The sequence below is a fragment of the Mycoplasma todarodis genome (genome assembly GCF_965212735.1).
Lineage (GTDB): Bacteria > Bacillota_I > Bacilli_A > Mycoplasmatales > Metamycoplasmataceae > Mycoplasma_K > Mycoplasma_K todarodis_A.
The window spans coordinates 54,960-67,864 of record NZ_CBDBYJ010000004.1 but is presented as its reverse complement, the minus strand read 5'-3'; the positions used below and the strand labels follow the sequence as shown (position 1 = coordinate 67,864).

The window sequence follows — 12,905 nt, the reverse complement described above, 5'->3', positions numbered from 1 at the left end:
AAACATATAGTTATGGGAGGTGAATATGAAAAAAGAATTTATACCTATGACAAAAGAGGAAAGAATTAAAACTTATGGTGGGTTTGCTTGACTTGCAGCAATACCGGTTATTGCAACCCTAGTTCAAACTGTAGTTAGTTCAGGTGTGGCTATTTATCAAGCTGTTCGCGAAAAATCGGGTTCTGTTTCATTTGGTGGAAGTAAAACTATTACCCAAAAATACTCAAGCGACACACACAACTCGCAACAAAAAGGAACAAAGATTAAAAAAGTGAATGTATCAAGTTTCTCCGCCTACTAAAGTAAAGAGCAAAAAAACTCCTATATGTATGAGCAAAATGGTTATTTTTACTATATAATAATTAAGTTGTTTCAAACAACCATACCAAAATGGCATTTAAGCATAGCGCCATCCGGGTGAGTCACATTCAAAAAGGAGAACAAATAATATGTTCGCAATCATTAAAACTGGTGGTAAACAAATTCTTGTTCAAAAAGACGATACAATCTTCATCGAAAAAGTTGAAGGTAAAGAAGGAGACAAAATTGTTTTCTCTGAAGTATTAGTTCTTGGAGACAAAATTGGTAAACCATTAATCGATGGTGCTTCAGTAGAAGGTACAATCGAAAAACAAGGTAAACAAAAGAAAATCGTAGTATACAGACACAATCAAAAATCAACACACAAAAGAAAATACGGTCACAGACAACCTTACACTCGTGTAAAAATTACTGGACTGAAAGGTTAGGTGAAATAAATGGCACATAAACTTGGTGGTGGATCTACTAATAACGGTAGAGATTCACATTCTAAAAGACTTGGAGCTAAACTTGCTGATGGACAATTTACATTAGCTGGTGGAATCATCTACAGACAAAGAGGAACAAAAATTCACCCTGGTACAAATACTGGACGTGGTGGAGACGACACTCTATTCGCATTGATTGACGGTTATGTAAAATACGAAATGATTAAAGGAAGAAAATACGCTTCAGTTTACACTGAAAGAATTGAAACTCCTAAAAAAACTAAATAGTTTATCTTAACATCAGTGCAAACTGGTGTTTTTTTATGCAGTTTTTTTCAAACAACTGTTTAATATAAAAGTTCAGAACACTAGAAAAGTAAAAAAACAAAAAAGTCACCATGCTATAATTAAAACAAGCATTGGTACAAGTTAAGTAATGAATCGAAGGAGTTCGAGATGAAAAGAATCAATAAAATAATGAGTTTAGAAGAATATGAAGCGAAAGTAAAAGAACCTTTGATGAATGAAATTACAAAAGGTGTAAAAAAATCTTACAAAGAAGTTACTGATAGAATTTGAGTCGTTACTTCATGATGATATATTATCGTTTCGCTTTTATTAATAATAGGGGGTATTGTAGTTGTCATCCATGGAGCGGCCTCAATAGGTCATTCAGGTAACACTTTAACATCTCGTATTGTTCTTGGAGTAAGTACGTCTCTCTTCGGTGCATTATTGTTATTCATAAGAAGTTATAAGTTAAAAAAATGTAATGAGTTGTATGTTAAATCAATGGACAAAGACAAAATATATAAAATCGCAATAAACAATCTCCCTGATTTTGAATTGAAAGAGATTGTTGAAGATGTTATAGATGAAAGTGTTGAAAAATATACATATAAAATTCCAAATACAGCAATATTGGATGAGACTTCACCATTATTTAAAACAATGTATAAAGGTAAATACGAAGTGACATTCCAAAGTGCAAGATTTCATTGAATTGAAAGTTCAACAGGTTCGGATGGGGGTAGTTCATCGCATGAGGTATATGGATATTCTGGGTTTGCATCAATTAGCACCAATGAAAGAGATGATGACTTCTTATTTTGTATGAAGGGCGGGTTCTTAGATTCTAAAATAGGTGCTAAAAAAATTAAGCTTGAAAACAAGGAATTTGTGCGGCGTGTAAAACTTAAAAGTAATAACCCCATTAAATCAAGAATGGTGTTTACACCATTAGCTATGGAAGAAGTTTNAAAATATAAAAATAAAATAAAAAATAATTTTTATGTCACAAAACCTGATAACCATATTTATTTCGGTTATGAAACTACACGTGATCAGTTTGTTATAGATGCGGTAGTAACCAGAAAACTAGATAAAATAATTGCTAAATATTATGCTGATATAATATCCGACTTTTATTCATTGTATGAAAAATTAGGAATAATATTCATACCACCCTTTTTATAAAAGGCTAAAAAGTAAAAGTAATGTACTATGTATAAAAATATAATTTTATTTACGTAGTTTACATTGCTACTTTTTTTAATATAATATCCTTATGTTTAAAATAGGAAATATAGAAATTAAAAATAAAGTAATCTTAGCCCCAATGGCTGGTGTTACTAATAGCGCTTACAGAACAATAGCAAAGGATTTTGAACCAGGATATACTTGTACAGAAATGACTTCAAACGTAGGTTTAAAATACAATTCTGAAAAAACACTAGATATAGCTAGAGTTACAAAAGAAGAGGGTATCGTTGCTTTACAAATCTTTGGTGGAGATGTTCAAGATTACATTAATGCCGCAAAATACTTTGATGAAAATTCGAATGCTCAAATTATTGATATTAATATGGGGTGTCCTGTGAAAAAAGTGGCCATTAAGTCACAAGCGGGTTCAGCACTTACAAAAACACCTGAAAAAGTTAGAGAAATAGTTGAAGGTATAGTATCTGTTATTAAAAAACCATTAACTGTAAAGATAAGACTAGGGTGAGATGAAAACTCTTCAAATTACATGGAGTTAGCTAAGATCATTGAGGAAGCTGGCGCTTCGGCGTTGATCGTGCATGGGCGTACACGTGAACAAATGTATCAAGGTAATGCTAATTGAGATGCAATCAAAGAAATAAAAGAAGCTCTTTCAATACCAGTTATTGGAAATGGTGATGTATTCACTCCTGAAGACGCAAAAAGAATGTTAGAATACACAGGTGTTGATGCTGTAATGGTTGCAAGAGCAGCTCAAAGCAGTCCTTGAGTATTAAAACAAATGAAAGATTATATCGAAACAGGTTCTTATGAAGCAGATCCTACAATAGATACAATACACAAAACAATTAAGAGATATATTGACATACTTTTAAAGAATTGATCACCTAATTACACATTGGCTCAGTCTAAATCTGTAGCATCTCAATGATTTGCAAAATTCAAAGGTGCAAGTGATGAAAGAATGGCTTTCATGACTTCAAAAACTTTAGAAGATTTCCGAAAAAATATAGCTATATTTGTAGAGAAAATTAAAATTAAATATGAACAATAATTCATCAAAAAATAAATAACCATAGGTTATTTTTTTATTTCCTTTATAATACAAGTATGAAATTTATAGACGAAGCAGAAATACATGTAAAAGCAGGTAAAGGTGGGAATGGTGTAGTATCTTTCCGTAGGGAAGCTCACGTATCACGTGGGGGACCAGATGGTGGAGATGGTGGACTAGGGGGAAGTGTCTACTTTGTAGGTGAACCCGGAATGAACACACTTTTAAACCTGAAATTAAAAAGAAACATATTTGGTAATGATGGAGAAGACGGGAGAAGGAAAAACCAGTATGGGGCTAAAGGGAAAGATATTTTTATTAAAGTACCTTTAGGAACGTTGGTTATGAATGGAGACAAATTACTTGTTGACATAACTGAACAAAAAGAATACCTAATTGCTGCCGGTGGTAATGGTGGTAAAGGTAATACAAAATTTAAATCTTCAAGAAATCAAGCACCTAGAATCTCTGAAAATGGAGATAGAGGTGATGAGTTTAGATTAAGACTTGTTCTTAAGGTTCTTGCAGATGTTGGATTTGTTGGAAAACCTTCAGCAGGTAAATCAACATTATTATCAAAAGTTACTAATGCTAAACCAAAAACAGCAGCTTATGAGTTTACAACTCTTAATCCTCAATTAGGATTATCAAAAGTTGGAGAGAATTCATTCGTTGTAGCTGACTTACCTGGATTAATCGCGGGTGCAGCACAAGGTAAAGGATTAGGGATTGAATTCCTTAAACACATCGAAAGATGTAGATTAATAGCTCACGTTATTGATTTTGGTGATGAAATGAAAGATCCTGTTAAAGATTTTGAAGTAATAAACCATGAACTTAAAGAATATTCTTTAGGATTAGAAAAGCGTAAACAAGTAGTTATCGCTAACAAAGCAGACTTAGATGCCTTTCCAGATAACGTTAAGAAATTTAAAAAAGCTTATCCTGAAATTGAACTTGTTGAAATATCAGCATTAACTGAAAAAGGTATTGAACCACTTAAACATAAGTTATATGATGCATATAGAGCAGCAGATGAAATTGAATATAAAGCTAAAAAATCAGAGGTTACAATTACTTTTGAAGATGACTTTATCGTTGAAAAAGATTACGAAGGTATGTTTGAAATCTCAGGTAAAGAGGTTGAGCGTATTTACGATAAGATTCCTTTATCAACTGGTGAAAACTTCATGAGATTCAACAAAAAACTATCAGCACTTGGAGTTTGAGACNAACTTAGAAAACAAGGTGTTAAAGATGGAGATACTGTTAGAATCTTCTCATTTGAATTTGAATGATCAGAAAGAGAGTAATTCTCTTTTTTATTGTTTTGTTTTCATATAACTATTTAGTTATATAATTAAGATAGGTATAAAAGCGAGGTAAAAATGAAGATAGTCAAATTACATGCAAAATTACACTGTGGTTCTTGTGAGAACAAAATTAAAACAGTGTTAGGAGAAAGAGTTGAAGAAGTGTTGGTGAACGTTGCGTCGGGGTTGATAAAAATTAAATATGATGAAACAAAAATAGAGTTACAAGAAATTAAAAGATTGATCAGTAACCTTGGTTTCGATTTAAATAATGGATAAAGATAAATTATTAAAAATAAAAATAATTGTGGCAATTCCATTATTTTTATTGCAAATATATTTCATTATATTGAATGTTTTAAAACCTAAAGGAATAATTGAGGTAACCTGAAATCCACTGATATGAGGTTCAATAACTACAATAATACTCATCATTTATGGTTGAAGATTATTCTTCATATATAAAAATATGTTTAAGAAGATATTTGACATGGATATATTGCTAGGCTTAGCAGCTCATTTGTTATTTTTGTATTCAATTATAAATTCTTCTATACATTTCCAGGATACAACGTATTCTTACGAAGTCTTTTGAGAAGGAACTGCTTTATTAGTTATTTTCGCCTTTGTAGGAAACACTTTAGAGGTAAGGCTTAGAAGTAAGTCTATTGATGGATACAAAGAGCTCTTGAAGCTTAAAACAAAATCGGTGTATTTAGTAAAAAATGGCAAAGAAATAAAAGTTCCTATAAATGAAATTAATGTAGGTGATATCATTTCAATTAAAGCTAACTCAAATGTTCCTTTGGATGGAAAGATATTAGAGGGAAAAACTCACTTGGATTATTCTAAAATAACAGGAGAATCCAAAATGATCGTTAAAACCGTTGGAGATGATATGCTATCAGGCTCTATAAATATAAAAGAAAGAATTCTCTTAAAGGTTGAGAAGGATTTTGAAGATTCAACTTTAGCTTTAATAATAGATAAAGCAGAAGACTTATCGCTGGTCAAACCCAAAATCCAAGTTATTGCTGATAAGGTTTTGAGAATATTTACACCACTTGTTTTTACATTAGCATTCTTAGCATTTATTTTCTGAATAGCAATGGGTTATGGTGCGCATATTCAACTCGGTTGATTTAAAGGTGATAGTTATATAGAGAATGCTTTCCTTTCTTCAGTAACCATTCTAGCAATTGCTTGCCCTTGTGCTCTTGGGGTTGCGACACCTTTGGTTGTAACTGTGTCAGCATCTTTAGCTAATAAAAATTCATTGTTATTCTCGGAGTCTAAATCATTTGAAAAGATTAAAGATGTAAAAATTGTTATATTTGACAAAACAGGTACATTGACTACTGGTAAGATGAAGGTTGTTCGATATGAAGGTAATAAAGATTCACTTATGTTAGCTGCAGCAATTGAGAAACATTCAATACAACCAATAGCTAATGCTATAACATCTAAGTTCAACTCAACAATTAAGGTTGAAAATGTTAATGAAATAACTGGAGTTGGTATTGAAGCTACGTATAAAGGTGAAAAATACTTAATAACCAAATCTAATAAAAGAGCAAAAGTCAATGGTGCCACAATAGTATCTTTAACAACTTCTACAAAAACTCTTGCAACTTTTGAAGTTATGGATGATATAAAACCCAATGCACTTAAAACAATACAAATGTTGCACAAATTAAAAATCAAAACTATTATGATTACAGGAGATTCATCAAGAGCTGCTAAGCGTGTTGGTAATTTATTAAATATTGATGAAATGTATTCAAATATCCTACCCGAACAAAAAGCCGAATTAGTTAAAGAACTTAGAAGTAAGAATCAATTAAAGGATAAGCAACAAATATTATTCATCGGTGATGGGTTTAATGATATTCTAGCTCTAAAAGCAGCGGATATTTCTATGGCATTTGCCTCTGGTTCGGATATCACTAATTCTCTTTCTGATATATCAATCCTCAATGATGATTTATATTCATTGATCAATGCAATTAAAATTTCTAAATGAAATCAGATTAAGATAATCCAGTCTTTATCATGGGCTATGATATTTAATATACTTGCATTGCCAATGGCATTTATGATGTTTGTGTCGCCTTGAGTTGCAGCTGTAATTATGTTATTGTCTGATATTGCTGTTGTTGGTAATGCTTTATTTTATAAAATCAGAACCGATAGATACTTCAAAAAACAAAATAATAAAATATAAAAAAACATGCACATAAAAGTGTATGTTTTTAATTCGTCATTAACCATCATTTACTTTAAGTAGAAAAGCATTCTTAAATGTAGTATTATATTTATATGAAATATTCAGAATACTTAGTACAATGACTTCAAGAAGAAGTTAAAAAAGCAAACATGGATGGTGTTATAGTTGGTCTGTCAGGTGGAGTAGATTCTTCTGTCGTTGCAGCATTAGCTAAAAAAGCATTTCCAAAGAACTCATTAGGTGTTTATTTACCAATCAATAACATGGGTCAAGATTTAATAGATGCAAAAGAATTAGCAGATACAATCTCTATTGAAACAAAACTAGTTGATTTAACTGAATCATACGAAGCTATGAAAAAAGCAGTAGGAACAAAAACAAGGTTAGCAACAGCAAATATAAAACCAAGGCTAAGGATGTCAGCTTTATATGCTTTAGCACAAGAAAAAAGATACTTAGTGCTTGGAACAGACAATGCAGCAGAATGAATACTTGGTTATTTCACTAAATACGGTGATGGAGGGGTTGATTTACTTCCAATAGTACATTTGACTAAGGGTGAAGTAAAAGAGATGGCAAAAGAGCTAAAATTACCGGAAGTTGTTTGAACTAAGAAACCTACTGCCGCATTATGAGAAGGGCAAACTGATGAAGAAGAGTTAGGCTTCTCATATGATGAAGTAGATAAATATTTAAAAGGTGAATTTGTTGAAGAGGATATATTAATAAAAATTAAGAGGCAAATAGCAATCACTAATCATAAAAGGGTTCCTTTACCAGAACCTAAATCAAAAGAAGAGTATAAATAAGCATCGCTTATTTTTTTATTATAAAAAAACTCCAATGGAGTTTTTTAAATTTTGATTTTAATATCGTTCATTCCTTCTTTTTTAAGTCCTTCAGTTAGAACTTGAGCAATTTGGAATAATCCAACTGTATAGTTAGAGTGTGGATCGCGTGTTATGTTTTTTAGGACATCTAAAACATTAACTGAAGCTTCCACTGTTCCTATTATAGGGACAGTTTTTTGTAAAACGATTTTTAATGAATTATCGATTACATCTTGTTTTACATGTTTGTTATAACCTTCATAATTAGAATAATTGTATGCATTTAATTGAGGTGTCATAAAAGCTTCTTCTTTAGCTTCTCAAGAACCATTTTTCTTTTCGATTCCACCATAAAATTCAGCTTTATCACCTATAAGATGTGAGGCTAACATTTGTAAGTTCACTTCTGTAAGTTCTAATGTTTTACCGAAATCTTCTAAAATCAACTGAATTTTATTCAACGTATTATAAATAGGTGTTTTATCATTTAGAAGTTGTTTTATTTTTCCAAGAGAAGGTATTTTAATATCTCCAGTTCTGAATAAATCTACTAGGAAATTATCGTTTAAGAAAGGGTCATCAATAAGAGCACCAACATTACTTTCGTCTAAGTTTAAAGACTTTTTGATGTTGTTTGCTAAATGAGTAGTAGTTTCAGCTTTCTTGAAATAAATTTCATCTGTTGTTTTACTCTTATAAACTTTAATATCTTCCGGATGAGCGGTAGCACTTGAAACGAATTCTGCCATTCCGGCTTGTCAAGGTGTACCCTTGATTACATCAGTTTCAACTTTGAATTTAGTGTCACCAATCAAACCTCCAAAAATAGATGCTAATGAACCTATGCTTCCACCAAGGTGGTTTTTAATGTCATAAGTATCTTCTTTAGAAATTTCCACCCCACTCGCTATTTTTTTAGCATCAGCAAATCCTGCTTTTACATCGTCGTTAGAAACAAGTTTGTTAGTTTTACCATCTTGAACATCCTTTAATGTTCCAACAAGCTCAGCATCACCGATAACTTTTGTTGGGTCAGAATAGTTTATATTGATTAATGTATCTAAAACATTATCCATAACCATTTGCATTTTAAGAAGTACGTTCTGTATAACGACTTTAGCTAGCCTTTGTGCTTTATTGCTTTTATCAACATCTTTAAGATTAATAAAATTATTTATAATGGGAGAAATGATATTGGCACTATTTTCAGGGTCTACTAATGCCATGTCAAATAATTTATCTAATTGATCTTTAAATTCTTTTAAATTTTCTGAAAATTCTTGTTTTGCTTTGGCTTTAGCTTTTTCATCAGCATTACTATTTGTTGCATCACTTTCTAAGTATGAAACAAAAGCTATAATTGCGTAATCTGCTGTTCTTTTAGCTTGTGCAGTTAATGCCACTTTACCTTTAAATTTACTTAGGAAATCTCCAAAATAATTATTTAACTCCATTGCTGCAGTGTATGATTGTGCAACTTTACCTTTTGGAATGATGATTTTATTTTGTTTTTTATCATTCCCTTTTTGGTTTGCTATTGAATTACCGCAAGAAACCGCAACCACTACAGGTGTGGCAATTACTAAAGGTGTTATAGCACCTCTTAAAAGTATCTTTTTATTTAATTTCATAATTACCTCCTATAATGAACCAGCGAGTATTAATCCAAGATCAATTAATGGTTTAAGTTTCTTGAATAATACGTCTAGTTTATCCTTTCTGTAAATGATTGTGTCTCTATTATCTTTATCGACTGTTGTGATTTGTGGTGATTTGTAATCTTTAAGTATAAAGTTACCATCACTATCTTTAGCAAAACTCATTACAACATTACCTTTTTCTCCAATTAAACGTGTAAGTAGTCCTTGAAGGTTATTTTCTGCTGAAATAAATCCAGTAGATAGAGAACCAGTTATTGAATTGAATATATTTTCTAAGTGACCAAGACCACTTAAACCAAATTTAGAATCAACCGCTCCCTCACCTAGGTTTAGTAAACCTTCTAATGATTGTGAATTTAGAATTCCTTTTATTACTGGGATTAGATTTTTTATATCATCACCTTTTAATAATTTTAAGATGGCATCTAACGGTGATTTAGAATTTGATTCTGCCTTACCATCGCTTGATTTAGGATTACCTGATTTTTTAGGTTGATATATTTTCTTTGCATCTTCTTCGTAATGATTATCACTTTTTCTTTTCTTAGCAGCTGCTAAGACACCTTCAAGTTTATTATCTTTAGGATTTAAACGAAGGTTATCAAGTGTGCCTTTGTGGTCAACTTTAGAATGTTCCAAGAAGCCTTTGAATGTATTTGAAATCACTCTTGAATTAACATCTTTAACAACATGGTAAAGAACTTCCCCATTAGCTGTGGTTTCTTTATAAACTTTTAAATTTCCATTCATAAGTTTTTTTACGGTTTGGAATGCAGCATCTTTTTTATCATCTGCATCACCAGAGTTTTCGATCAATTTACCTTTAGTTAATTTATCGAAAAATGCTTTATCATCTGCATTGGCAGATTTTGCATTAACTAAATGACTAGCATCCAATCATTCCGGTTTTCAATACAATGAATGTTCAATGAAATTAAATGAATCATCAATAAAGACTTTAATAATATCTAGTGCATCATCAAGTAATGCTTTTAACTCTGGTTTCAGAGTTTTATTATCATTTGAGATCATTGACGCATCCACACCATTGTTTACCAATGTTTCGATAACTCTATTTGCTATAGAATCTTTGTTAGTTGCGATTTCATCAAAGAATCTTTCATCTAATAAGTTGTGAATTCTATGGAATGCATCTGCAAATTCTTTTCTATCTCTTTTGTCTACATCTGTTGACATGTATTTTTTTGCTACTTCAAGTAAATTCTTTAGATTGAATTTCAAATCAGCTAGTAAATCTTTTCCGATTTGTTCAAAGCCATCAATCATTGCTTGAATCGCTTTTTTATCTTTTAAAGAATCAGGAGTTCCGTCACCATTTTTGAAGTTTTTAAAGAAATCAATAACATTTCTTTTTAAGTTATTTACTTTAATTATCCTTGTGTAAGAACTATCGCTCTTTCTGATTACAATTTTAATCTCATCATCATTCTGAATACCAATGATATTTGTTTTTTTAGATCAAAAACCATTTTTACCATGTCTGATATACATAGTTATTTCATCTTTAGATTCATCTTTACCATTTATTTTAACAACACCTATCTTAGGAGTGTCTATAACGGCCATCTTATCTGAACCAATAACTCTTGTTTCAGGGAATTTGAAATAATTTTCAAAATAATTTCTTCCTTTTGAATTTAAAATCATTTCATCTATATACATAGAATTCTTAGCGTTGAAAGTTTCTTCAAATTTTGATCTAAAGTCTTTCAAGTTAAGTTGTTTTCCTTCGTAGTTGTATAAAGCTTCACCATTATTGTTTTTTTGGAATTTAACACCTTCGAATAATATTTGTTCAATTGAATGTTTAACAAAGAACACTTTATCCTTGGTTTTCTTGAAAGCATCAGGCCTTGTTTTCTTCACAACAACAAACCCTTTTTTAAAGTTGTTTTTATTTACTTCAAGCAACGTTCCATCTGTTTGCTTAATATAAGATTTGGATTTAATATCTTTAAAAGTTTGAGGGTTCTTAAGCATCTTTGAAACTTCTTCAGTTTTGAAGTTACGCCCAACTTTAGATTTAGCATTAGTTGAAGGAGTTAATGTATCGATGTTAATTAACACATTTGAAGAAGTTTTATCATTAGAAGCCAACTCTCTTGCTTTAGCTACCGCTTCAGCTTTGGTATTTAAAATTTCATTATTAACTACTCAAGAAGTTCCAAGTTTTTTATTGATAGTTTCAACAATATCTGTGTTTGTTTTTGATTCAGTAGAAGAAATTGAACCATCTTTTCACATTAATTTGGTTACACCTTTTTGTTTAACTAGTGATTTTAAGTCACTTAAGTTTTTCAATAGTTTTAATTCAGCGGGTTTGATGGATACTTCTTTTACACCGGTAAATTTATCAACCTCTGCTTCTGCCGCTTTTTTAGTTTTGAAGAATTTTTTATTAACTTCAAAATGTTTTAAAACATTCCATTTACTCGAATTTGTTTTGTAATTTTCTAAAGAAGTACCATCATTAGATAGGGCATTCAATGATTTTTCTCATGTTGAAGGTGATAAAAATCCTTTTGATGTTAATTTGAAGTTGTTCGAAGAAATAAGATTTCAAATTGTTTTAACATCATCCATTGTCTTAACATTCTCTTTAATTATTGAAAGCAGAGATTTTGAAGTTACTTTTTTTCCATCGCTTATTGTTGCATTTGCGAATAATCAATAATTACCATCTCTACCTTTATAAAGTGGTGTGGACCCAGTAGATAAATTGATCGATTTGACATCTCCAAGTACTAAACGTGTTGCATCTATTGTGTCATAGCCATCTCTTCATTTTTCAGATTTGTTGAAGATTTCTGTAACAACTCTTGTAAGTTCTTTTTTGAATTTATCTAAGTCATTCAATGTTTTTATTTCTGGAGCAGGTTTAGTTCCACCGCTTTTAAAGATAAAGTTCCCCTTTTTAACTTCATTAAGCATGTTGAATTCTTTCGGAGCATATTTCTCTTGTACGTAAAAATTACCCGTACCATCTCCACTCGCTTTGACAAATTCTTTAATAGAACTATATTTTTTACCTTTAAACTCTAGTCCGTCGATAATATCTACATATTTATTTTTAATATCACCAAAGTTCTCTACTTCTTTGAAAGCATCTTTTTTGAAATAAGTTTCTTTAACTTCATACTCTTTTTTAAGGTAATCAACAAATTCAGTTTTTGTTTTAAATGATTTACCATCTATTTCAAAATCCTTAACTAAAGCTGTTTTTCTAGCTTCCTCAAATTTCTCGTTAATTAATTTGTTTCTTGCTTTGTCAGCTAATTCTTTGGTTGCATATTCTGCACCAGCAAATCTTCAAACATGTTGACCTTCTGTAATAACTCTATGAGAACCATGTCTTCTTCTTCTCCTGTTGTGATGTGATGATTTAACTTCTTTTTTTGAATCTGTTTCTCCACAAGCAACAGCTACAGTTGACACTCCAATAGCTGATACTGCTACTAATGCAGATGATTTTAATACTACTTTATATTTTTTCTTCATTTCTACCCCCTAATAATTATTATTAAATATTTTACCACTAATTGCTAAT

11 protein-coding genes and 2 pseudogenes are annotated in these 12,905 nt (G+C 30.9%); 11 read left to right on the top strand and 2 right to left on the bottom strand.

Annotated elements, in window-relative coordinates; genetic code table 4:
- The first annotated feature begins 25 nt into the window (after positions 1–25).
- From ACOMC1_RS03605 to nadE, 11 genes and pseudogenes are all read left to right on the top strand, one after another.
- Positions 26–301 (top strand): hypothetical protein, encoded by a 276-nt coding sequence (locus ACOMC1_RS03605; RefSeq protein WP_420331277.1) that lies wholly within the window; start codon positions 26–28, stop codon positions 299–301.
- Between the two features lie 148 nt (positions 302–449).
- Positions 450–749, top strand: coding sequence for a 50S ribosomal protein L21 (gene rplU, locus ACOMC1_RS03600; RefSeq protein WP_420331276.1), 300 nt, complete (start codon positions 450–452; stop codon positions 747–749).
- Positions 750–758: 9 nt separating this feature from the next.
- On the top strand, positions 759–1,037 hold the full coding sequence (rpmA, locus tag ACOMC1_RS03595; protein WP_420331275.1) for a 50S ribosomal protein L27: 279 nt from the start codon (positions 759–761) through the stop codon (positions 1,035–1,037).
- A gap of 168 nt (positions 1,038–1,205) precedes the next feature.
- A pseudogene (locus ACOMC1_RS03590) lies at positions 1,206–2,007 on the top strand (hypothetical protein); the annotation flags it as partial.
- 1 nt (position 2,008) lies between these two features.
- A partial coding sequence (locus ACOMC1_RS03585) for a hypothetical protein (RefSeq protein ID WP_420331274.1) occupies positions 2,009–2,225 on the top strand: 217 nt, incomplete at its 5' end.
- A gap of 91 nt (positions 2,226–2,316) precedes the next feature.
- Positions 2,317–3,306 carry a tRNA dihydrouridine synthase DusB gene (dusB, locus tag ACOMC1_RS03580; protein ID WP_420331273.1) on the top strand — a complete coding sequence of 330 codons (990 nt, stop codon included), beginning with the start codon at positions 2,317–2,319 and terminating at the stop codon, positions 3,304–3,306.
- 56 nt (positions 3,307–3,362) lie between these two features.
- Positions 3,363–4,538, top strand: a pseudogene (gene obgE, locus ACOMC1_RS03575) (GTPase ObgE); the annotation flags it as partial.
- 1 nt (position 4,539) lies between these two features.
- Positions 4,540–4,619, top strand: an 80-nt coding sequence (locus tag ACOMC1_RS03570; RefSeq protein WP_420331366.1) for a DUF1967 domain-containing protein, incomplete at its 5' end; no start/stop codon positions are given.
- A gap of 75 nt (positions 4,620–4,694) precedes the next feature.
- A complete protein-coding gene (locus tag ACOMC1_RS03565) occupies positions 4,695–4,898 on the top strand; it encodes a heavy-metal-associated domain-containing protein (protein WP_420331272.1) in 204 nt (67 codons plus the stop codon).
- Positions 4,899–5,088: 190 nt separating this feature from the next.
- On the top strand, positions 5,089–6,843 hold the full coding sequence (locus ACOMC1_RS03560) for a heavy metal translocating P-type ATPase (RefSeq protein ID WP_420331271.1): 1,755 nt from the start codon (positions 5,089–5,091) through the stop codon (positions 6,841–6,843).
- A gap of 95 nt (positions 6,844–6,938) precedes the next feature.
- Positions 6,939–7,655: an NAD(+) synthase gene (nadE, locus tag ACOMC1_RS03555; RefSeq protein WP_420331270.1), complete on the top strand. Its 717-nt coding sequence runs from the start codon at positions 6,939–6,941 to the stop codon at positions 7,653–7,655.
- Between the two features lie 44 nt (positions 7,656–7,699).
- Here nadE and ACOMC1_RS03550 read toward each other — a convergent pair whose 3' ends face one another.
- Together ACOMC1_RS03550 and ACOMC1_RS03545 are read right to left on the bottom strand one after the other, a co-directional pair.
- Complete coding sequence (locus ACOMC1_RS03550; RefSeq protein WP_420331269.1) at positions 7,700–9,307, bottom strand: hypothetical protein; 1,608 nt, start codon at positions 9,305–9,307, stop codon at positions 7,700–7,702.
- 9 nt (positions 9,308–9,316) lie between these two features.
- A complete protein-coding gene (locus tag ACOMC1_RS03545) occupies positions 9,317–12,856 on the bottom strand; it encodes a hypothetical protein (protein WP_420331268.1) in 3,540 nt (1,179 codons plus the stop codon).
- Positions 12,857–12,905 lie beyond the last annotated feature (49 nt).